The organism is Microcoleus sp. AT8-A3, from assembly GCF_036705675.1.
Classification (GTDB): domain Bacteria; phylum Cyanobacteriota; class Cyanobacteriia; order Cyanobacteriales; family Microcoleaceae; genus Microcoleus.
The window spans coordinates 276,893-299,843 of record NZ_JAUBVD010000001.1 but is presented as its reverse complement, the minus strand read 5'-3'; the positions used below and the strand labels follow the sequence as shown (position 1 = coordinate 299,843).

17 protein-coding genes, 1 tRNA gene, 1 pseudogene and 1 other annotated feature are annotated in these 22,951 nt (G+C 46.1%); of the genes and pseudogenes, 7 read left to right on the top strand and 12 right to left on the bottom strand.

Going from position 1 to position 22,951, the window contains the following annotated elements:
* Both QUB51_RS01280 and crtD read left to right on the top strand, forming a co-directional pair.
* Positions 1-419, top strand: a pseudogene (locus tag QUB51_RS01280) (CopG family transcriptional regulator); the annotation flags it as partial.
* Positions 420-599: 180 nt separating this feature from the next.
* A complete protein-coding gene (gene crtD / locus QUB51_RS01275) occupies positions 600-2,216 on the top strand; it encodes a C-3',4' desaturase CrtD (protein WP_333054413.1) in 1,617 nt (538 codons plus the stop codon).
* Positions 2,217-2,397: 181 nt separating this feature from the next.
* Here the strand turns inward: crtD and rplL are convergent, their stop codons facing one another.
* The 9 genes from rplL to rplS all read right to left on the bottom strand — a co-directional run bounded on the left by rplL (position 2,398) and on the right by rplS (position 7,005).
* On the bottom strand, positions 2,398-2,787 hold the full coding sequence (rplL, locus tag QUB51_RS01270) for a 50S ribosomal protein L7/L12 (protein WP_333054355.1): 390 nt from the start codon (positions 2,785-2,787) through the stop codon (positions 2,398-2,400).
* Positions 2,788-2,925: 138 nt separating this feature from the next.
* Positions 2,926-3,534, bottom strand: coding sequence for a 50S ribosomal protein L10 (rplJ, locus tag QUB51_RS01265; protein WP_333054357.1), 609 nt, complete (start codon positions 3,532-3,534; stop codon positions 2,926-2,928).
* 29 nt (positions 3,535-3,563) lie between these two features.
* Positions 3,564-3,736: a sequence feature (ribosomal protein L10 leader region), on the bottom strand.
* A 109-nt stretch (positions 3,737-3,845) separates the two neighbouring features.
* On the bottom strand, positions 3,846-4,559 hold the full coding sequence (gene rplA / locus QUB51_RS01260; protein ID WP_190663916.1) for a 50S ribosomal protein L1: 714 nt from the start codon (positions 4,557-4,559) through the stop codon (positions 3,846-3,848).
* 227 nt (positions 4,560-4,786) lie between these two features.
* Complete coding sequence (rplK, locus tag QUB51_RS01255) at positions 4,787-5,212, bottom strand: 50S ribosomal protein L11 (protein ID WP_333031062.1); 426 nt, start codon at positions 5,210-5,212, stop codon at positions 4,787-4,789.
* A gap of 3 nt (positions 5,213-5,215) precedes the next feature.
* On the bottom strand, positions 5,216-5,854 hold the full coding sequence (nusG, locus tag QUB51_RS01250; protein ID WP_333054359.1) for a transcription termination/antitermination protein NusG: 639 nt from the start codon (positions 5,852-5,854) through the stop codon (positions 5,216-5,218).
* Positions 5,851-6,084 carry a preprotein translocase subunit SecE gene (gene secE, locus QUB51_RS01245; RefSeq protein ID WP_333054360.1) on the bottom strand — a complete coding sequence of 78 codons (234 nt, stop codon included), beginning with the start codon at positions 6,082-6,084 and terminating at the stop codon, positions 5,851-5,853. Before secE ends, nusG begins: the two co-directional genes overlap by 4 nt.
* A 151-nt stretch (positions 6,085-6,235) precedes the next feature.
* The gene (locus QUB51_RS01240; protein WP_333054361.1) at positions 6,236-6,445 is read right to left on the bottom strand and encodes a hypothetical protein; all 210 of its coding nucleotides are present in this window, start codon (positions 6,443-6,445) and stop codon (positions 6,236-6,238) included.
* Positions 6,416-6,488 (bottom strand) — tRNA-Trp (locus QUB51_RS01235). Before QUB51_RS01235 ends, QUB51_RS01240 begins: the two co-directional genes overlap by 30 nt.
* A gap of 133 nt (positions 6,489-6,621) precedes the next feature.
* Positions 6,622-7,005, bottom strand: a complete 384-nt coding sequence (gene rplS, locus QUB51_RS01230; protein ID WP_333054363.1) for a 50S ribosomal protein L19 — start codon at positions 7,003-7,005, stop codon at positions 6,622-6,624.
* 40 nt (positions 7,006-7,045) lie between these two features.
* On the opposite strand from rplS, the gene QUB51_RS01225 reads away from it, so the two are divergent.
* Positions 7,046-8,485 carry an inorganic phosphate transporter gene (locus QUB51_RS01225; RefSeq protein WP_445299449.1) on the top strand — a complete coding sequence of 480 codons (1,440 nt, stop codon included), beginning with the start codon at positions 7,046-7,048 and terminating at the stop codon, positions 8,483-8,485.
* Between the two features lie 116 nt (positions 8,486-8,601).
* Here QUB51_RS01225 and QUB51_RS01220 read toward each other — a convergent pair whose 3' ends face one another.
* The 3 genes from QUB51_RS01220 to QUB51_RS01210 all read right to left on the bottom strand — a co-directional run bounded on the left by QUB51_RS01220 (position 8,602) and on the right by QUB51_RS01210 (position 18,266).
* Positions 8,602-8,877 (bottom strand): hypothetical protein, encoded by a 276-nt coding sequence (locus tag QUB51_RS01220; protein WP_333054367.1) that lies wholly within the window; start codon positions 8,875-8,877, stop codon positions 8,602-8,604.
* 199 nt (positions 8,878-9,076) lie between these two features.
* Positions 9,077-13,147 (bottom strand): amino acid adenylation domain-containing protein, encoded by a 4,071-nt coding sequence (locus QUB51_RS01215; protein WP_333259532.1) that lies wholly within the window; start codon positions 13,145-13,147, stop codon positions 9,077-9,079.
* A 37-nt stretch (positions 13,148-13,184) separates the two neighbouring features.
* Entirely contained in the window at positions 13,185-18,266 is a 5,082-nt protein-coding gene (locus QUB51_RS01210; protein WP_333259535.1) for an amino acid adenylation domain-containing protein, read from the bottom strand.
* A gap of 312 nt (positions 18,267-18,578) precedes the next feature.
* On the opposite strand from QUB51_RS01210, the gene QUB51_RS01205 reads away from it, so the two are divergent.
* The 4 genes from QUB51_RS01205 (at position 18,579) to QUB51_RS01190 (ending at position 22,930) form a co-directional block, all read left to right on the top strand.
* A complete protein-coding gene (locus tag QUB51_RS01205) occupies positions 18,579-19,679 on the top strand; it encodes an alpha/beta hydrolase (protein ID WP_333392966.1) in 1,101 nt (366 codons plus the stop codon).
* Between the two features lie 725 nt (positions 19,680-20,404).
* Positions 20,405-20,581 carry a hypothetical protein gene (locus QUB51_RS01200; protein WP_325315827.1) on the top strand — a complete coding sequence of 59 codons (177 nt, stop codon included), beginning with the start codon at positions 20,405-20,407 and terminating at the stop codon, positions 20,579-20,581.
* A 338-nt stretch (positions 20,582-20,919) separates the two neighbouring features.
* Positions 20,920-21,918 carry a site-specific DNA-methyltransferase gene (locus tag QUB51_RS01195; RefSeq protein WP_333259543.1) on the top strand — a complete coding sequence of 333 codons (999 nt, stop codon included), beginning with the start codon at positions 20,920-20,922 and terminating at the stop codon, positions 21,916-21,918.
* A gap of 4 nt (positions 21,919-21,922) precedes the next feature.
* Entirely contained in the window at positions 21,923-22,930 is a 1,008-nt protein-coding gene (locus QUB51_RS01190; RefSeq protein WP_333259546.1) for an HNH endonuclease signature motif containing protein, read from the top strand.
* Positions 22,931-22,951 lie beyond the last annotated feature (21 nt).

Here is a 22,951-nt window from a genome sequence, read left to right as displayed (position 1 = left end):
GCGAACACGAGTTTGTGCAACAGCTAGCCGAAAAATCCAGTGCTCTGGAATCTTTGCAGCACCAAATCGCTGAAAAATCCGCTGCTGTGGAATCCTTGCAGCAGCAATTCGCCACCGAAAAGCAAAATCTCGAAAGCCAATTCCAGGAAACCGTGTCGAAGTCGAGTTATGAATCTTTGCAGCACGAGTTAGCAGAAAAGTCAAGTGCGATCGGCGACTTCCAAGTTAAACTGACCAAGTTGCAATATCTGGAAAATGAATTGAGCCAGAGTGCGGCGATACAGCGAAATTACGACGCTTTGCAGCAACAGTCTCAAGAACAGCTAAGAACCATCAAAGCTTTACGGGAACAGCTAGGTCAAATGCAGGCTGTGGCTGGGATTGGCGAAGCTTATCTCAACAAGTGGCGCCGTCCCTGATTCTCTGATCGGCACGCCACAGTCTAACGCTCCGGGTGCGCCCAGAGCATTTTACCCCTAAAAAGTCCTCTAAACTCGACCTCCTTCCTCTTGTAGCGATAGATTTGAACCTGTCGCTACAAGAGCTTTTTATTGCAAAATATGAGCATAATATTAAGAAATATTACAATAAATAAATTTATGACAGGCGATCGCACCCCTTTTGGCAAATCCAGTCCCACAGACACTAAGGGCCGCGTCACGGTAATTGGAGGCGGCATCGGCGGGCTGACAGCAGCAGCCCTGCTAGCCCGCAGAGGATACAAAGTGCTAGTCTTAGAACAGGCGATCGTCCCTGGCGGATGCGCTTCCACCTTCAAACGCAAAGGCTTTACCTTCGATGTCGGCGCCACGCAGGTTGCAGGATTGGAACCCGGAGGCATTCACCACCGAATTTTCTCAGAATTAGACATAGAACTTCCCGCCGCGACACCCTGCGATCCCGCTTGTGCGGTGTTTTTGCCGGGAGAAACCGCACCGATTAGCGTGTGGCGAGATCCGCAAAAGTGGCAGGAAGAAAGACAGCGGCAGTTTCCTGGAAGCGAACCTTTTTGGCAATTATTGTCTGCATTGTTCCAAGCTAGCTGGAAGTTTCAAGGGCGCGATCCGGTTTTACCGCCCAGAAACTTCTGGGATTTCTGGCAATTAATTCAAGCAGTTCGCCCCGACACTCTAATTACTTTGCCTTTCACTTTTATGACAGTGGGAGATGCTTTGCGGCTTTGTGGGTTGGGCGACAATTTGCGCTTGAAAACTTTTCTGGATTTGCAGTTAAAATTGTATTCTCAAGTTGATACCGAAGAAACGGCGCTACTTTACGCGGCGACGGCTTTAGGAGTTTCGCAAGAGCCGCAGGGATTGTATCATCTACAAGGAAGTATGCAGGTATTGAGCGATCGACTCGTAGGGGCGATCGAACTCTACGGCGGCAAAGTCCTGTTGCGGCACACAGTTGAAAGTATTGTCACCGCCAACGGCAAAGCCACAGGTACAGTGATTCGCAATCAAAAAACAGGCGAAGTTTGGACAGAAACTGCCGATCGCATTGTTGCCAACGTGACCGCCCAAAATCTAGTAAAATTGTTGTCAGGCGAGCCAAGTGTCGGAAATTTAACAGATAATTTATCGGTCAAATCAGAGACTTCAGAGACAACTAATAAACTCCCAAATCAAATGGCAGGCTACAAATATCGAGTTGATAAATTGCCGCCCGCATCCGGTGCATTTGTCATATATTTGGGAGTCCATGAAAGCGCAATTCCGGCAAATTGTCCGCCCCACCTTCAGTTTCTCTACGATTACGACGGCGAGATTGGGGAGAATAATTCATTATTTGTTTCAGTCAGTCATCCGGGTGATGGGCGAGCACCGGAGGGAATGGCGACAATTATCGCTTCGTCATTTACTGATACTCGAATGTGGTGGAATGCGGTTGATTATGAAGGATTGAAGCAAAAATACAGCGCAGGGGCGATCGCCCGTTTGAGCGAATATTTCAATTTGACGCCAGAGTCGATCGTACACCAAGAAGCCGCCACACCCCGCACCTTTGCCCGCTATACAGCGAGAGATAGAGGCGTTGTGGGTGGCATCGGCCAGCGAATACCAACCTTCGGCCCCTTCGGATTTGCCACTCGCACACCCATTAAAAACTTGTGGTTAGTAGGTGACTCCACCCATCCCGGAGAAGGAACTGCCGGCGTTTCCTATTCTGCTTTAACAGTAGTGCGACAAATGGAAGCCGCCTCTAAAATCTAAGAGGACACCGCATCGTGCCGTTTCCCTACCCCAAAAATAATTAATCGCGCGAGAGATGTAACTATCGCGCGATTAATTTTAGGGAATAGTTAACAGTTAACAATGAACAGTCAACAGTTAACAGTCAACAGTCAACCATCATTCCGGTGTCACCAGAATTGATATCAACTACCTTCTCTGATTACTTGATAGAAATCTTTGCGCCCACAGCTTCAAGCTGTTTCTTCATTTCTTCAGCAGCTTCCTTAGCAATAGCTTCCTTAACTGCTTTCGGTGCGGCTTCTACCAAGTCTTTCGCTTCCTTCAGGCCCAGACCGGTAATTGCGCGGACTTCCTTCAGAATGGCGATTTTCTTGTCAGCAGGAACTTCTTCCAGCATGACAGTAAATTCGGTTTGCTCTTCTACTGGTTCAGCAGCAGCAGCAGCAGGGCCGCCCATCATCATCATGCCGCCTACAGGAGCAGCAGCGCTGACGCCGAAAGCTTCTTCAATTTGCTTGACCAATTCAGAAGCTTCGAGCAAAGTCAGAGACTTAAGTTTTTCCAAGATTTCGTCAGTTGCAGTAGACATTCGTTAAACTCCTAGTTCGATTGTAGATTTGGGATTTGGGATTTGAGATTTGCTCATTCATCCTTAGTTTTTCGTCTCCAGTCTTCTATTTATTGCTAAATACTAATGACTGAGGACTAATGACTAATTACTAATGACTTACACAGATGCGCTTTCTGCTTCTGCTTCTGGTTGCGCTTCTGCTTCTGCTTCTGGTTGTGCTTCTGCTGCTACTTCTGCTGAACCGCCGTCTTTTTCAGCATAAGCTTTAAGACCGCGAGCGATCGAAGTAGGAACTTGATTGATACCCACAGCCAACTTGGTTGCGACACCGTTGATAGCGCCAGCAATTTGAGCCATGAGTTGTTCTTTCGACGGCAGATCGGCTAATGCTTTAACATCAGCTTCTTTCAGTACCCGTCCTTCCATTACGCCGCCGCGAAGTTCTGTCTTCTTAGAGACTTTTTGGAATTCTTGGTAAGCTTTAATCGCGCCGCCAATATCTTCTTGGACGAACAGAAACGCCGACGTACCTGTCAGCAATTCTTGTATCGGCTGCCAGGTTTCGTTGCCTTCAACAGCAATTCGCATCAGCGTGTTTTTTGCCACTTGGCAACTGCTGCCTTTCGGACGCAAACGCCGACGCAAATCTGTGATTTCAGCAACAGTTAAGCCCGTGTAGTCAATCACGATCGCCAGTTGAGATTCGCTCAAGGTTTGCTTGAGGTCTGCAATAATCTCATTTTTTACTGCTAAACTTTTGCCCATACTTATTTCACCTCCTTTTAGGATCGAAAACTGCCCACCAAAAACCCCGACCTTAGAGCCGGGGCAGAGAATTAAAAATTAACAAGTCAGAATTAAAAATAGAAAATTTCTAATCTTTGAGTCTTGAGTTTTTATTTCTTCAGCCTCGGCAGGAAATTAAGCGGTCGGCACCTGCGGTCTTCAGCTTATTGATTTTTGATTAGGCTATCACCAGAAGGCAGACATTAGCTGGGGTCTGGCGTAAGTCTTGTAAGAGATTTACACAGACAGCCGAAGCAGTCTTTTACCTTCTGCCTTCTGCTGAATTCTTTCTACGCAGCATCAAGTTTGGTATCGCGCAGAGCACTGATATCGACTTCGATCGACGGGCCCATTGTTGCGGATACGTACAAACTGCGCCAGTAGCGACCTTTAGCACCAGAAGGACGGTTGCGGTCAACTGTTTCTTGCAAAGCATGAAGGTTGACGAGCAAATCTTCCGCTGAGAAAGCTGCCTTGCCAAACATAACATGAACGATGCCAGTTCGATCGGCACGGAATTCTAGTTTACCACCTTTAAACTCGTTGATCGCCTGAGCAATGTCAGTCGTCACCGTGCCACCTTTCGGAGAAGGCATCAAACCGCGCGGGCCCAACAACCGACCCAATTTTGCCACCAACGGCATCACGTCTGGGGTAGCAATCAGGCAGTCGAAGTCCATCATGCCCTTCTGAATTTCATCGATCAACTCTTCAGAACCAGCAATATCCGCGCCGGCATTTAGAGCTTCTTTAACTTTTTCGCCCTTAGCAATCACCGCAATTCTGACTACTTGACCAGTTCCTTTTGGTAGCGATACAGTTGTCCGCAACTGTTGGTCAGTATATTTCGGGTCAATTCCCAAACGGATGTGAGCTTCAGCAGCTTCGCCAAACTTAGCGGTTGCTGTTTCTTTCAAAAGTTGCAGAGCTTCCAGCGGTAGATAAGGTCTGTCTTCAACTTTCTTTTGAAGTTCTTGCAGTCTTCGCGATACTTTCTTTGCCATTGTTATCTCCTGGGGTCAGTCGATTTTAGATTTTAGATTTTAGATTTTAGATTGAACCTATCGGACAATCTTAAAATCTACCCGTTTTCGGTTACTAGCGAAGCTTTGCTTCTCCCCCTGAACCGATCGATTTTGGATTTTGGATTTTGGATTTTAGATTGAAGATTTGAGCTTCAACACTGGGAATTACCGATTGCCAACTGACAACTGCCAACTGACAACTGACTTCAATCCGCGATCGCCACGCCCATATTTTTAGCCGTTCCTGCCACAATTTTCATAGCAGCCTCAACATCATTAGCATTGAGGTCAGGCATTTTGGTTTCAGCGATTTCTCGCAGTTGAGCCTGAGTAATCGAGCCTACTTGCTTGCGGTTAGGTTCTCCCGAACCCTTAGCAATGCCAGCAGCTTTTTGAATCAAAACCGACGCCGGCGGGGTTTTGAGAATAAACGTAAAACTGCGGTCTTCAAAAACCGAAATTTCTACCGGAACCACCAGACCTGCTTGGTCTGCGGTTCTAGCATTGTACTCCTTGCAAAACATCATAATATTGACGCCGTGCTGACCCAAAGCTGGGCCGATCGGAGGAGCTGGGTTGGCTTTTCCCGCCGTAATCGCCAACTTAATTACTGCAACAACTTTCTTTGCCATTAGTTAGTTCTGTTTCTGAACCTGATTGAACTCCAATTCTACAGGCGTATCGCGCCCAAAAATCGAGAGTAAAACTTTGAGCTTGTTTCGTTCCGGGCTAACTTCAATCACATCACCTTCAAAATCTTTAAATGGCCCGGAAAGTACCACAACGTGGTCTCCAGTAGACATCGATACTTTGACAACTGGTTCTGATTCCTGAGCATTTCTGAAGATCCGTTCTACTTCCGAATGACTCAGAGGTAGCGGTTTGACGTGACCCCTGCCGCGCCCGTAGCGGCGTTTCTGCTCTGCCCCGACAAAATTAATTACATTCGGGGTATTTTTGATCACCTGCCACGTATCCTCGTCCATAAACATACGGATGAGTACGTAGCCGGGAAAGATTTTTTCATCTGACTGCCGCCTGGAACCGTCTTTGCCGACTTTGATTGCCGGAGTTTGCGGAATTTCTACTTGAACGATGCGATCGGCAACATCCAAAGTTTGAATCCGCTGCTGCAAGTTTGCCTTCACGCGCTTTTCGCAGCCAGAGGCAACTTGAACAGCATACCAGCGAGCATCAATCTCCGGCACATCTGGCGATGCTGCCTGTCCCGTCGCTTCTGTGGAATACTCAGATTCTTCTGATGCAAAAGTCATGGCCCAAACACCTTTCCCGCGCCCCAGTTAAAGAAGTTATCCACCAAATAGATCAGGCTTGCTGAGAGGATCACCATCAAAAGCACGGCCAAAGACTCGCTGATTAGCTGCTGCCTGCTAGGCCAAACCACTTTGTCGAGTTCTTCTCTAGTTTCCTTAAAAAAACCCGCAGGGTCAAACCCAGGCGCTGTTATTTCTTGAGTTTCTTGAGCTTCGTCTTTTTTCGCCACGATTCAATCCCCCTTGCGATTTTAGATTTTAGATTTTAGATTTTAGATGGTGTGAGTGGCCCGCGGCTCTCAGATTTTGTGACACTAACCACTTACGCCCAAGTCCCAAATCTCAAATCTAAAGCCACGACTTTTTTACAAGCCCAACCAATCAACGGCGTAAATGCCGATCGCCGAAACCGATGATCGAGAAGCCACACCGAGCATTTGTTGATGGCATTTTTTGCGAACCGCCCACAAAAATTAATTCTACCCGAAAGTTTGCGGTTTTGACTGTTGCCAGCCAATAGTCCGGGCGCTTTCGGGCAGAATTTAAAGTTTGGTGATTCAGCGCGCCCTGGAGGACTTGAACCCCCGACATCAGGTTTTGGAGACCTGCGTTCTACCAACTGAACTAAGAGCGCACAGGTGAGGTTGCTGAAATTCGCTTAACCTCTAGATTTCTATTTTAACACAGTGCGCTCGTAAATGGGAAACTTTTTTTGAATTTTTTTAATTTCCCATGAACCATGAACCAAGGGGAAGCTGGGTGCATTCCTACAGGGAGCGATCGAACCGCTGTTTGACGCGAGTAGCTTTGCCCACCCGATCGCGCAGGTAGTAAAGTTTTGCTCTGCGGACTTTCCCGCGACGCATCACTTGGATCGTGGCGATGCGGGGCGAGTGAATCAAAAACACCCGTTCCACGCCGACGCCCTGAAACACGCGGCGGACGGTGATTGTTTCATTAATCCCGCCGTTACGCATGGCAATCACAGTCCCTTCGTAGGGCTGAACCCGTTCTTTGTTACCCTCTTTAATTCTTACGCCGACTCGCACTGTGTCGCCGACGTAAATTTCGGGAACTTGTTTATTGAGTTCTTGCTTGACTCTATCTATTTCTGCCGTTTCGATAGAACGGATTATTTCTGCGCCTTTCATCGGATTTACCAAAACTCACAATCCCTTATCATATATCGAAATGCCCGTTTTATGTCAAAAAATTTCTATGTTAGATACCTCTGGGGTCGTATTTCTGCAACTAGGGGCAATGGCCGCACTGGCCTTGTACGTCGCCGCCAACTTGGGTGCCAACGATGTCGCTAACTCGATGGGGACATCCGTAGGCTCGAAGGCCCTAACGCTGCGGCAGGCAATAATTGTTGCAGGCATACTGGAGTTTTCCGGCGCAGTGCTGTTCGGGCAAGGAGTTTCCGAAACTCTCGCCACAGGAGTTGTGAATGCAGAAGTGTTCGCGGCTCAACCGCAAGTATTTTTAATCGGGATGGTGTCAGTGCTGATTGCTTGCGGCTTGTGGCTGCAAATCGCTACCAGTCGAGGTTTGCCTGTTTCTTCATCCCATGCAGTGGTGGGCGCGATCGCGGGTTTTAGCTGTGTTGCAGCCGGAATTAATGCAGTTGATTGGCGAACTATCGGCACCATCTCCCTAACTTGGGTAGCGACACCTGTTGCTAGCGGTGCTTTAGCCGCACTATTTTACAGTGTGGTGAAGTATTCGATTCTCGATCGACCAGATCCTCTATCTCAAATGCGCGAGTGGATACCTTGGCTGAGTGCAGCAATGCTGAGCGTATTTGGGATAATTGTACTGCCGTCTATTGTCGATGTTGCTTTGGTGCAGACAGGGGCGATCGCCGCGGCGCGCGATCGATTTGGCTGGAATCTGCCCATTCACGATATTGTCATTGGCATTGGGAGTATTGGGGCGATCGTCCTCACACTCAATAGCTGGAAAAAATTAGAATCAGTTGAGAAGGAAGAAGGTTCGGCAGCGGATTTTGTAACGGATGTAACGGATGTAACGGATGCAAGGAATAAGAAAGAGGGAATATTTTCCCAATCTCCCACTCTCCCCCTCTCCCCCTCTCCCCCTCCCCGCCACTCTCCCATCGAGCAACAAATGGCGAGATTTCAAGTCTTGAGCGCCTGTTTTGTAGCATTTTCCCACGGTTCCAACGACGTAGGCAATGCCGTTGCTCCCCTAGCTGCGATCGCCTACATCCGGCGCACAGGTTCCTTTCCATCAGGGGATTTCAGCGTGCCCCTGTGGATTTTAGTCCTCGGAGGCGCAGGAATAGTCATCGGTTTAACCATCTGGGGAAAAAATGTAATAGCCACAGTCGGCGAAAAAATCATCGAACTCCAACCAAGCGGCGGATTTTGCGCGGAATTAGCCACAGCCACCACAGTCTTGCTAGCATCCCGCTTCGGTTTGCCAGTTTCCACATCCCACGCTTTAGTCGGTGCAGTTGTCGGAGTCGGGCTGATCAAAGCTTGGAAAACTGTACGCTTGCAAACTTTGCTGTCAATTGGTTCGGCTTGGCTGGTGACAATTCCGATCGCAGCAGGTTTGGGTGCTATCATCTTCAGCATCGCCCAATCAATCGATTTTAGATTTTAGATTTTAGATTTTAGATTGAAGAATTGGAGGTAGATTGGGATTTACTGTTGGGTGGGGGCGGGTTTACGAGATGATTGGTCTTAGGCCGAGATTATTGGTAAAACCCGCCCCTACATTCAAATGTCAACAGACTCATCCTTCTGATTGCCTCGGTTGGGATAAACTCGCGAAGGCAAAAGTTTCCAAGCCGCAGCATCTGCACCCCAGTTGCGAAAAATCTTCACTGAAGCAAAAATTTTAGCGAAACGCCAATTATAGCCACGCTTCCAGTCAGGAGGCCACTGGGCGGTTTCGTCAGCGGCTTGCAAAGCTCTGACTTCAGCTTCGAGTGCTGCGGCGTGGCGCTGCATGATGATTTCTAGTTGCAAAAAGTGTTCTTCGGGCGATCGCAATTTTTTGACATCCTAACTACAAACGTGATAACGGTGATTTTACCGAACATCAGAGTAGTCACTTCTTCATCACTAATAGACATCTCCAGAAAAGCCAGCTTTGAACAGGCAAGATGCCTGTTCCACAATAATTATTGGAGATGGCTGATAGAAATTTCGCACATCAAACCTGGTTTCGACACACAAGCACGCGGGTTGCTCAATCACTTAATTTCTCCTCAAAGCAATGCTTCAGCTTTTGAGCCAGCACCTCGACGCTAGGCTTTCTCAGCATAGTAAGATGATTCCCAGGAACCCTAATCACCTCTACTTTTTGGGTCGTTAATTCACTCCAGCCAAGAGTCGGATCTTGATGACTCATGCTTAGCTGTTCCTCCGATCTAAACAGAGTAATTCGCTGCGGATAAATTTTCGGTACATAGCTGAGAGTTGCTTGACTATTAGCCTGAAATACAGTAAACATCGAGGGGATTGCCAGCTCGCGCCAGCTCCGTTCTTTTGACTCCTGAGATAGGATACTAACCATAACCGCCTGTTTCCAATTCCAGCGATGCAAAAAATTAGCTGCCAAATTAAGCATCTTATTTAATTTCGGAAATTTTGCAAAAATACCGCCAATTTGAACATTTTCTGCACCAGCCACCAAGCGAAAATAATCTACTAAAAAAGGCCAGATAGAGCGCGAAACAGTAGTCAGAATAAACTTGCAACCGTCCCAAAAAGAAGGTTTGTTAGCAGAAATCGGCGCTAAAGTATCAAGCACAGCAAGCAAAGCCACTTCGTCCCCCGCTGCGAGTAACTGTTGAGCCATCTCAAAAGCAACCAAACCTCCAAAAGACCAGCCTCCTAAAAAATAAGGGCCTTTTGGTTGAACGGTACGCAAGGCTGCGATGTAGTCAGCCGCCATGTCTTCAATGCTAGTTAACGGAGAACTTTCGCCGTCAATACCCTTTGGTTGCAGTCCGTAAAAAGGTTGATTTTCTCCTAGCCCAAATGCTAACTCGACATAAGGAAACACGACGCCAAAGATGGGATGGACGCAGAAAAACGGGGGATTTTTACCGCGAGGCTTAATTGCAACTAAAGGCGACCATTCCAGAGATTTTGTTTCTGAAGATAGCAAATCTGCTAAACCTTCAATTGTCGGATTTAAAAAAAGAGCAGACAGCGGCAACTCGCGCTGAAATTGCTGGTTAATCTCATTGATAAGGCGGATTGCCAGCAGGGAATCTCCACCCAAATCAAAGAAATTATCGCGAATGCCAACGCACTCTACGTTGAGGATTGTGGCCCAAATTTGGGCGAGGGTTGACTCGGTTGGTGTGCGAGGTGCTATGCAGCTTTTATCTATTGAATTGCTAGTTAGATTCCCCGGTGCAGGTAGGCGCAGGCGGTCAATTTTGCCATTGGGAGTTAGGGGCAGAAAATCTATCGCCACCAAAGCACTGGGAATCATGTAATTGGGCAGTTGTTGTTTGAGGAAATTGCGTATTTCCCCGCGATTAAGCGTCTGATTGTGATTGGGGACGACATAAGCAACTAGGCGTTTGTTACCTGACAAATCATCCGCAGCAACCGCCGCTGTTTCTTTGACTGCTGGATGCTGAACCAGCAGCGCTTCAATTTCTCCCAATTCTATTCGATAACCGCGAATTTTTACCTGTTCGTCAGTGCGGCCTAAAAAGTCAATATTGCCGTCGGGAAAATAGCGAGCTAAGTCACCAGTTTTATAAATTCGTTCTCCTGCTTTATGGCTGAACGGATTAGCAATAAATCGCTGGGCGGTTAATTCGGGGCGGTTCAGGTAGCCTCGTGCCAATCCGCTGCCGCCGATGTACAATTCACCGGGAATTCCAACGGGTACAGGCTGTAAATTTTTATCTAAAATATAGAGTTGAGTGTTAGCTATTGGGCGGCCGATTGGCGGTTTTTTGCTATCGCTAATTTCGGCCAAACTTGACCAGACTGTCGCTTCTGTAGGGCCGTAAGCGTTAAAAAATCTGCGCCCCGAAGCCCAGCGTTTAACAACATCCGGGGAACAGGATTCGCCAGCACAGATGATTGTTTGTAGTGCGGGAAGTTCGGCGTTTGGAAGGACAGCTAGCAGCGAGGGCGGGAGGGTAGCGTGGGTAATAGCATTGTCCTGCAAAAATTCGATTAATGTTTGTCCTGGCAACAAAGATTCTTTCTTGGCACAGTAAAGTGTTGCTCCGGTTCCCAAGGCCATGACAATCTCAAAAATTGAGGCATCAAAACTCAGGGAAGCGAATTGCAAAATGCGGTGATTTGAGTTTAAGTTAAAAGCTTCTATTTGAGCTAGGGCTAAGTTGTAGAGTCCCCGATGTTCGATTAAAACGCCTTTGGGTTTTCCGGTTGAACCAGATGTGTAAATGACGTAGGCTAGGTTTTCTGGTATGATATTTGTAGTTGGATTTTCTGGGCTTTGTCGGGCGATAATTTCTCTGTCGGAGTCCAAACAGACTACTGAAAAAACTCCGTAATTTTCCGGCTGCGTCAAGTTTTTTGCTAAGTGTTGCTGAGTTACCAAAATCGACACCTGAGCATCTTCTAACATGAAGTTAAGCCGCTCTTGAGGATAAGTTGGATCTAAAGGCAGGTAGGCTGCGCCTGCTTTGATAATGCCTAGCAATCCGACGATCGCATCTAAGGAACGTTCTACACAAAGGCCCACTAAAACTTCTGGTGCTGCTCCCAATTGCTGCAAGTAATGTGCAAGTTGGTTGGCTCGGCTATTGAGTTGGCGGTAGGTTAACTGCTGGTTTTCAAAGACGGCGGCTACAGCATCGGGCGTTAGCGGAGCCCTCGAAGAGGATCGCTCGACTTGCTCTTCAAATAGCTGATGGAAACACTGGTTTTGCGGATAATCTCTCTGAGTGTCATTCCAATCGATTAATAGTTGCTGGTATTCTGGCGCTGTCAGCAAAGCCAAGTCGCTAAGGTGCTGTTTGGGATTGGCAACAATGGCTTCGAGCAGCGTTTGGAAATGTCCCGCCATCCGCGCAATTGTGCCGCTATCAAATAAATCTGTGCTGTAAACAAATTGCCCTTGAATACTTCCTGCATTTTCCCACAAGTGGCACTCTAAATCTAGCTTGGCGGTTCCTGCATCAAAGTCGATCGCCTCGGCAGCGATTCCCGGCAATTCTAGCGCTGCTACAGGAGTGTTTTGCAGGCTGAAACTAACTTGAAATAGGGGGTTGCGGCTCAACTCGCGATCGGGGTGCAATTCCTCAACCAACTTCTCGAAGGGCAAATCTTGGTGGGCGTAGGCTGCCATTGCAACATTTTTTACCCGATGCAATAGTTCCCGAAAAGTTGGATTTCCTGATATATCTGCACGCAGCACCAAACTGTTGACAAAAAAACCGATTAATGCTTCTATTTCGATCAGGTTGCGATTGGCGATCGGCGTTCCTACTGCAATATCTACTTGTCCTGTATAGCGGTAGAGCAAAGTTTGAAAAGCGGCTAGTAGAGTGATAAATAAAGTCGCGCTTTCTTGGTGGCTCAATGACTTTAGCGCCTCGCTCAAAGCAGGTGATAGTGTTATAAATTGTTTAGCGCCGCGGTAGGATGGAACCGCTGGTCTTTGCCTGTCTGTTGGTAGATTGAGTGTGGTAATTCCGTTTAACTGCTGCTGCCAATAAGCTAACTGGGTTTCTAATACTTCGCCCTGCAACCATTGGTGCTGCCATTCTGCAAAGTCGGCGTACTGCACGGGCAGTGCTGGTAAGTGCGAGATCCCATTTTTTACAAATGCTGTGTAGAGCGTTCCTAGCTCTCGAATTAGCACTCCAATCGACCAACCATCAGCCACAATATGATGTAAATTCAGCAGCAATATATGTTCTGTTTCACTGAGTTGTAACAGCGTTACTTTAAATAACGGCCCGGCGGCTAAATCGAAAGGGCATTGCGCTGCATCGGTTGCGAGTTGCAGCGCTGCGGTTTGCTGCTGAGTTGGCGAGAGATTTTGTAAGTCGATTGTGGGGAGGGATACGGTTAAAATGGGAGCAATAATTTGTACGAGTTCCCCTTCCAAAAGCGTAAATGTGGTGCGTAAAGTTTCGTGCCGCTGCACAATTTCGTTGAAGGTTTGCTCTAAGGATCTGAAGTTGAGAAAACCTGTTAAGCGGAGTGCTGTTGAGACATTGTAGAAAGGATTGCCCGGTGCTAATTGATTGAGGAACCAAAGCCGCTGCTGAGCAAACGATGCGGGGAATACAAAAACTTCTGTTTCTTGCTGCATATTTATCGAAATTGCACCCGTTCTACCGCCCTAATTTTTATTTACTTTCTTGATTAAAAGATGATAGCTTCCTCCGCCGACTATCGCGCGAAATCGGCACTAAAGCCGGAGATCCACTTTTAGCATTCTTATCTTTTAAACTCTCCACAATCTTAGATAATTCTCCGATTGTCGGTGCTTCAAAAACCCGGCGCAAAGGCAACTCTACCCCGAAAGCATCTCGCACTCTCGAAACAAGCTGAGTCGCCAGCAGCGAATGGCCTCCTAATTCAAAGAAATTGTCCCGGATACCCACTCGCTTTATCCCCAAAACCTCAGCCCAAATTTTAACTAAAACTTCCTCAATAGAAGTCTGAGCCGCAACATAACCGCCAGCCCATTCTAACTTAATCGGCTGCGGTGCAGGCAAAGCGAGACGATCGACCTTTCCGTTAGGCGTCACCGGTAGCGACTCCAGCACCACAAAAGCCGACGGAACCATATATTCCGGCAGTTTTTCCGCTAGATAAGCCTGCAACTGTGGCACTAATTTACGCGCTGCTTTAGCTTGTAAGGGATTGTTAGCATAAGAGCGCCAAGGACGCAAGTTATCGCTTCTGGTTTCTCGCACAAAATCTTTAGTTTCGCCCCGTGCAAACACTACATCGTAGCGCCCTTGACTGTCGGAATTAGACCAACTAATATTAACATTATACGGAACTTCCAAAGCATACCAAGCTTCGGGATCGACTCCTAAATCCTCGACTTTTTCCACGGCTTTCTGCAACTGACCTGCTGTTGGAAATTTATCGACAACAGACAGCAACTCTGCCGCCTTGACTGCTGCCGTTACCCGCGCATTAGGCACATTAGAAATTCTTAAAACATCCAGTTGATTTTGCAATAATATTTGTTGCACCTTGGTAACACTCAGATTCTGATTTTCATCCAACCAATCCAGCCGTTTTTCTGCGTCCCACTCCCCTTTAGGCGATGATTTTGGGCGTGCTGTTTCCGACGCAATATGCAGAATAGCATTGTACCGAAAATCAGTTAACTCATTGTGGTAACTACCGCGAATTAATTGAATCTCTACGTCGCCAATCTGCGGAAAGCGGTGCTTTAATGCGCTAAAAAACTCTGGTTCAATAACTAACTCTGTTTCTTGAAAAATTTGCATTTGTACTCGCTGCTGCAACTGTTCGCCAGCGAGAGAAGGTTCGGCTTGATACAGTTGTACCGAAGCGTGAAAAGCCTCCAGCAACGGCAAGCTGCGGACATCTCCGATGAATATAAAGCCGCCGGGAGCAGTTGCTTTCACCGCACCTTCTAGCACCTGCACGAGATAGTCGATATTCGGGAAATATTGCACGACTGAGTTGAGAATTACTGCGTCAAAAGCTGCTGTCTCTACTCCTTCAAAATCGGTCGCCATTTTCTGAATTAGCGTTACATTAGTTAACTCTAGATTTGCCAAGTGCTGCTGAATATAGTTGAGCGAAATAGGGGAAAAGTCTGTTCCGCAATATTGAGTGCAGCGAGAGGCAATTTGGAACAGCAACAAACCTGTGCCGCAGCCAATTTCTAACACTCGGCTAGGCTGCAAAGCTAAAATTTGGGCGGCTTGATTGTTCGCCCAGTCGCGCATCTGTTCTGCTGGGATTGGCTGATTAGTATAACTGCTATTCCAGCCGACAATATTAAATGTTGGATCTGAGTCAACAGCAGGTTGATTGTAAGTTTCATTATAGAGGATTTGCCACTGCAAAACCTGTTCGTCCTGCAATTGCATTATTTGGTTTTTTTCGCTAGCAATACTATATTCTGGATTCAGGGCAATATAAGCTACTAAACGTTTATCTCCCTGTCCATCTTCCGAAGCTATTGCTACAGTTTGCTGAACCGCCGGATGTTGAGTTAATTGTGTCTCGATTTCTCCTAATTCGATGCGGAAACCGCGAATTTTTACTTGTTCGTCAATCCGTCCTAAAAATTCAAGGTTGCGATCGCCTCTGTAGCGCACTAAGTCGCCGGTTTTGTAAATTCGCTCTCCTGAATTTGGTTTAAAAGGATTGACAATAAAGCTTTGTGCGGTTAAATCTGGGCGGTTGAGGTAGCCGCGAGCGAGTCCGTTTCCGCCGATGTACAATTCGCCAACAACGCCGATCGCCACTGGTTGCAAATATTTGTCTAATATGTAGATTTGAGTGTTAGCAATGGGGCGGCCAATTGTCGGGGCGATGTCTGTTTGCTCTGTTACAGGAATATAACCGGAAGTTGTGACGACGGTGTTTTCGGTTGGCCCGTAATTATTTACTAGCTTAAATGGATGGGATTTTAAAGGATGTTGTTGCAGTTTTTCGCCGCCTGTGAGCAAGATTCGCAACGCTGTTGTTTGAGGCCAATCTAATAGCAAAACTTTCTCGGCTAAAGGTGTTGGCAAAAAGCTAATTGTAATTGCTTTTGATACTAACCAGTTTTGCAGTTTTTCAGGATCTCGCCTGATGTCATCTTCGGGAAAGTAGATGCTAGCTCCCGCGGCGAGATAAGGCCAAATTTCCCACCCGCAAGCATCAAAGCCGATCGCAGCAATTTGCGTTGCTCGATCGCCCGCTGACACCCCAAACTCTCTTTGATGCCAAAAAACGAGATTTAACAAGCTCCCGTGCTCAATTTCCACTCCTTTCGGCTTTCCCGTGGAGCCGGAGGTGTAAATCGCGTAAACCAGATTTTCGGCTGTGGCTGTGCTGGTGGGATTGTCGGCGATTTCTTGGGAAATCATCTCCCAGTCTGTGTCTAGAAAAACAACCCTTGGATGGTGAATTTTATCATCTGACTGTGTTTCTAAATTTTGCACTTCGCCATCATCCACCAGGGAATAAATTCCCTGGCTCATAGCTGAAGTCGGCTGAAGCCGACTGGAAACTTGTCCTCCGACCGTCGTCTTTAGATGGTGAATTTTATCATCTGACTGTGTTTCTAAATTTTGCACTTCGCCATCATCCACCAGGGAATAAATTCCCTGGCTCATAGCTGAAGTCGGCTGAAGCCGACTGGAAACTTGTCCTCCGACCGTCGTCTTTAGACGACTTTCGCTATTAGACAGGGAATTTATTCCCTGGCGGGTAAGCAATACTGACACTTGAGCATCTTTTAGCATAAAGCTCGATCGCTCAGCAGGATAGCTCGGATCTAAAATTAAGTAAGCTCCTCCCGCTTTCAGGATACCCAACATCCCCACGATCAGATCGAGCGATCGCCCGCAGCAAAGCCCGACTAAAACTTCCGCCCCAACCCCCATTTTTTGCAGATAACGTGCTAGTTGGTTGCTGCGGAGATTTAGCTCTCGATAGGTGACTTGCTCCTCTCCAAATACCAGCGCCACCGCATCCGGTGTCCGATCGGCCTGCATTTCAAATAGCTGATGGATGCACAAATCTTGCGGATAATCCGCCTGAGTATTGTTGCATTCAACTAACAAATGATAGCGCTCTTTGGCGCTCAAATATTGCAAGTTTGCTAGGCGCTGTTCGGGATTTGTCACAATGCTTTCTAACAAGGTTTGAAAATGCCCGATCAGGCGGCTAATCGTAGCTTCATCAAACAAATCGGCGCTGTAAATAACCATGCCGCTGATGCCCTCCGAGCTATCAACCCACAGCTTATTGCTGGGCGATTGGTTGCTTCCCGAAGTGTTGGGCGATCGCTCCCACAAATGAAACTCCAAATCAAACCGCGCTGTACCCACATCTAACTGCTGCGGGCTGAGTGTTAATTCTGGCAATTCTAACTGATTCCCCGGCGCGTTTTGCAGCGCAAACGCCACCTGAAATAAGGGATTTTGGTTCAAGGCGCGATCGGGGTGCAGTTCTTCTACTAACTTCTCAAACGGCAAATCTTGGTGAGCGTAAGCTCCTAATGCTACCTCTTTGACTCGGTTTAAAAGTTCCCGAAAAGTTGGATTTCCCGACAAATCTGTACGCAATACCAAACTGTTGACAAAAAAACCGATTAATCCTTCAATTTCACTGCGGTTGCGATTGGCGATCGGCGAACCTACCACAATATCTTCTTGCTGGGCGTAATGGTAAAGCAACGTTTTAAAAGCGGCCAGCATTGTCATAAACAGCGTCACTCCTTCGCGCTGGCTCAACGTTTCTAAAGCCTCGCTCAGTTGTTTTGGCAGTTGCAAAAATTGCCTTTTGCCTCGGTAACTTTGAATTGCTGGCCTGGGGCGATCCGCAGGCAAATTTAGCATAGAAATGCCGTTTAACTGCTGTCTCCAGTAAGCAAGCTGCGTTTCTAAAACTTCCCCTTGCAGCCATTCGCGCTGCCATTTTGCAAAATCAGCATACTGGATCGACAAAGCCGGTAAAGGCGAAGGTTTTTCGCTAGCAAATGCCGTGTAAAGTGCGCCTAATTCCTGAATAAGCACTCCGATAGACCAACCATCGGAGACAATGTGGTGCATATTCAGCATTAGTAAATATTCGGCATCATCTAGCTGCAATAATGTGACTCGCAGCAACAAGTCATTGGACAAATTGAAAGAGCGTTGAGCTTCCTCAGTCGTGAGCCTGTTTGCTTCAGTTTGTCGAGATTCATTTAGCAAGTTTCGCAAGTCCACTACATTAATCGGGAGGTGGAAAGCAGCAGCTATTCTCTGAACGGGTTGGCCCGAAACTACGGCTAAAGTCGTGCGTAAAGCTTCGTGGCGGCGCACAATTTCATTGAAAGTTTGTTGCAGCGCCGAAAAATTGAGCGAACCTGTCAAACGCAATGCTGCGGGAACATTATAGAAGGGGTTGTTCGGGACTAATTGGTCGAGAAACCACAAGCGCTGCTGTGCAAAGGAAAGCGGTAGATTTCCGTCCCGCCCCACAGGAACAATCGGTGTAGGAGTGAAACTAGAAGTACGATTAGCTGCTTTTAAAAATGAAATAATTTCGGCTTTTTTTTGAGAAATTTCGGCGCGCAGTTCTTGTGTAATAATTCCTTCGGGAGCGTTGCAGCGCAGGATCTCGCCCTCAACAAAAATATTAATATCTAGACTGCGAAGGTAAGATAAAAACTCAACTAACTCCACGCTGACAGAATCTCTGGCATTTGGCGATGAACTCGATATTTTTGGCTCTGGCATTTTGAGTCATCCTGTCAATCGATTTTAGATTTTAGATTTTAGATTTTAGATTTTAGAATTGAAGCATTGACCCCACAGATAAATTCGGGGGTTCCTTTATTGGATACAGGTTTTTTATTTCTGGACGGATGAATCACGTGGCGGGTATCCTGGATGCTTTCGGTCATTACTTGGGCACATCAATAAATTAAATTCCACCAGCGCACAAATTAAGAGCTTAACTTACCGCTTGCTTACTGTGGCCTAACCTAAGTATGATCCTGTTTGAATTCGCAACCAAAATCCTACCCAAGGTTTCAGCTTATGCCGTTCATGCCCTTCAATTTCCTGTTCCTATGGCTGGTGGGACTGCTGTCGATCGGGGTACTTGGCACAGGTATATACATTATTTACGAATGGTACATCGGCGCACTGGTAGGGATTTCCTACTTAATCAGCGGAGTGTTGATGCTTCTTTGGTGTGTTGGCGGCCACTTTATCAGTTTGCCGCTGTTCCGCCGCCCCGGTGCTGACGAACCGAAGCCCACGCGGACGGGTACGGTGCAGCGGGTAGAGAGGCCTGATGGCACTATTTTACAAGTAGAATTCTACGGCCCGGAGGACGGACAGCCGATTATTCTCTCGCACGGTTGGGGGCCGAACAGTATGGTTTGGTATTACGCGAAACGGCAACTAAGCGATCGCTACCGAGTGATTGTTTGGGATCTTCCAGGCCTGGGAAAATCCACTCGACCAAAAAACAGTGACTACTCCCTAGAAAAATTTGCCCGCGATCTTGAAGCCGTCATTGCCATAGCAGGAAATAAACCTGTTATCCTACTCGGACACAGCATGGGTGGCATGATTTCTCTAACATTCAGTCGGCTTTTCCCAGAACTTCTCGGTAGTCGAGTAGCTGGTTTAATTCTGGTAGATACGACTTATACTAATCCCGTCAAAACCGCTATTTTTAGCAGTTTATTACGCGCTTTGCAAAAGCCGCTGCTTCAACCTATGCTCTACCTCACCATAGCTCTTGAACCGATTATGTGGGGAATGACTTGGCTGAGCTATCTCAATGGTTCACTGCACATCAGTGTAGAATTATCGGGATTTAAAGGCACTGAAACGCGCGGTCAATTAGAGTTCTCAGCTTTCTTATCAGCCTTGGGTTCTCCCGGCGTTCTCGCTCGCGGCACACTGGGAATGCTCAAATTTGATGAAACAAAAACTTTGCCATTAATTGACATTCCTGTGTTGGTGATCTGCGGCGATTCAGATATCGCCACTACGCCCCCAGCTAGCCTGCGAATGAAAGCAGAATTACCTCAAGCAGAGCTAGTTACTCTAAAGCGAGGAGGACACATGGCATTAATCGAGCATAACCAGCAGTTTGCAGATGCTGTCAGGGCATTCTGCACAGAAATTTCGTGATTTTTAGCTGCCGTCAACCTCACTGGTAAAACCTGCCCCACCCAATCCAAAATACAGCAAATAATTCATTCTCCGGGGTGGGTTTTACCAACAATAACAGCCAACAATTAACAATAGACCTCTTGCAAAAGTCTGGAGGCAAAAGAAGCTGCACCAATAAACTCAGCTTAGAATATCAGGTCTTGATAACACTGGAATAGCTGGACTTTATAATTTTGAAATCAATCAAGTTCAAAAGATTCATAATTTTTGGATCGGGCATTTTGAGTCATCCTGTCATTACTTGGGCAAATCAATAAAAGAAATTCCACCGGCGCACAAATTAAGAGCCAGGACTTACGGAAGTGTCACAATTAGTAAGGTGCGTCAGATCCGAAACCCTTGATAATCCGTTTATAATCAAAGTTTGACGCACCCTACAAGTCGATTCGAGCGTGCTATTGCAACTAAGTAGGCTGCGATCGCACCCATCGGGCGGTTACGCGATCGTAAGAAGGCGGCGCGGAGGATCGTCGCAAAAAAAGTGAGGCTATCCTACCTGAATTTCCTGCTCAGTTTGAACCTTTGCTAAAGCCGCTTTGAGATTTGCTTCAATCGACTCCACCTCACCCCAATGCTGGCAGTAAACTAGCAGCTTGCTACCTCTCTGAAGGATGAGATTTTGATTCTAGGTAGCTAGACATCAGGCATTGCTTTCTAAATCTTGGCTTTGAAAAATAGCAGGTGTGTCAAACTGTGTCCAGGAAAGATGGCAGCGCGATCGGCAAGGAGTAGTAGCGGAACATCGCCCCTGGTTCCATAAATTGCTCCATCACCAGCAATCTTTACTGATTACTTTCAAGTATTGCCTTCGCCTGCAAAAGTCCTTGAATATTCGTGCCGCGATCGCTGCTAGCTGTTAAATAGATGGGTTCACCCTTGGAGTTAAAGGATACCCTCGCATCTTTGACATTAAAACCTTGCGGTGGTATGATATACATGAATAGAGCAAGATAGTGATTAGAATGTTGATAAATAATCAAACTGGGACAAATTTACTGGGTTTGAGCGATCGCCCAAACTCAAGACTCAAAGGAATAGCGATCAGCTTTAGCAAACCTTTAGGAGATGGATCGTTGAGTCGATCATGTTTGAACTATAGTATTACCTGAGACACTTTACTCTTAAATATCAAAGTCAAATCTCAAATGCATTGTAAGCGCTATTTATCTGTAAAAGGTATGAGTCAATCTGGTAACGCATGAAAAAATTTTTTGAAACACAATTTGGAAGTATTTATCATGCAGATTCTTTAGTACATATGCCAACGCTGAACGATGGCGAAGTTAATCTAATAATGACTTCTCCTCCTTTCGGGCTTGTGAGAAAAAAAGACTATGGCAATGCGAATGCACATGAATATTTAGACTGGTTTAGACCTTTTGCAGAACAATTTCATAGAATTCTCCGAGATGACGGATCTCTTGTGATAGATATTGGCGGGGCATGGATACCAGAACAACCGACTAGATCACTATATCATTACGAGCTAATGATCATGCTTTGTCGAGAGTATGGGTTTCATTTGGCGCAAGATTTTTTCTGGTGGAATCCATCTAAATTACCTACTCCAGCAGAATGGGTAAATATCAGGAGAATCAGAGTCAAGGATGCTATCAATTGCTTATGGTGGCTATCCAAAACGCCTTGGCCTAAAGCCAGTAATCGTAGAGTACTAACTCCTTATAGTGAGTCTATGAAAGGCTTACTAAAAAATGGTTACAAAGCTAAACTACGACCAAGTGGACATGATATTAGCGATAATTTCTCCAAAGATAATGGTGCCTCGATTCCGCCTAATTTGATAGCAATAGCCAACACTGAAAGTAACTCTGCATATCTCACTAAGTGCAAAGAAGCTGGGATTAAACCGCATCCAGCTAGATTTCCTGTTGATCTACCAGAATATTTCATTCGTATGTTGACAGATCAAGGTGATTTTGTTTTTGATCCTTTTGCTGGATCTTGTGTCACTGGTGAAGCATCTGAGAAACTCAAACGAAAATGGACTTGTGTTGAATTAGAGCAAGAATATATTGAGGGTGGAATACTTCGATTTCCTGTTAAGTCTATTGAGAGAAAAATTCCGACTTATAATCTGTCTCATCCTGGTGCATTGTGGAATGGTGTTGATGATGAGGAACCGCTACCGAAAGATGGGGGGAAGAGTCGTCCAGTCAAACCCAAAATAAAGGAATAAAAAAATGCCAGCAGTTAGCCCTAAACTTATAGTCAATGAACTAATTGAAGCCATTCAGCAATCTGGTGGTGTGGCTGCTTATAGCTCGGAAAATGTTAAAACACATCCACGCAAATTTGTTGTCAGCTATTTAGGAAATACTTATAGTCTTTGGATATATATTTGGACAATTACGCATGGTGGTCGAGTTTCATTACCTGATGAATACAGAATCCAAATGACTTCTGTCTCTTCTCCACTACAGAAGAATCCAAGCGGTCTGACTGTACTTATGGGCTATTACCAAGATTTGAAGATGTTTGCTGGCTTTGATCTAAGAAAGCATAGTACATTTACTGCTGGGTCACCCTCAGTCCAGATTGGGATATCTGCTATACATTCAGCGTTACAGAATGGTCTTTCATTCTTTACCAAAGATAATGACGAAATAGCAATAGGAGTGAGACCAGATCAGTTTTTAATTTACTGTCTGGAGGCAGATAATTTACATTCATATGGTGCAGAGAGTCATCTCACCAATTTGTTGACGAAGGCTGTCGAGTTAGAGAAAATTCCTGAAGTGGAAATATCTGCTCTTGCGGTAGAAAGAAAAAGAATTGTGGAGAATGTCAGTAGATATTCGCGTGATGCAAACTTTAAGAAAGTTGTACTAAGTGCTTATGAAAATAGATGTGCAGTTACTAGATTTCAATTACGCCTTGTCGATGCTGCTCATATTCTTCCTGTGATTTCGACAGATAGTAGCGATCATGTTACAAATGGGATGGCGTTATCTCCAACATTTCATAGAGCATATGACAACTGTCTAATTTATCTCGATGAGACTTATGTAATGAGGTTAAATACTGAAAAAGCGGATGAACTAGAAAAATATGACCTAGCTGGTGGAATTAATGAGTTTAAGTTATTTCTAGATAAAAAGATACATCTTCCACTTGATATAAATCAGCGACCAAGGGTTGAATATATAAAAATGGCAAACAAGCACCGTCGAATACCTGGCTATGTTTAGAACAGGTAACGTCTTATTCCA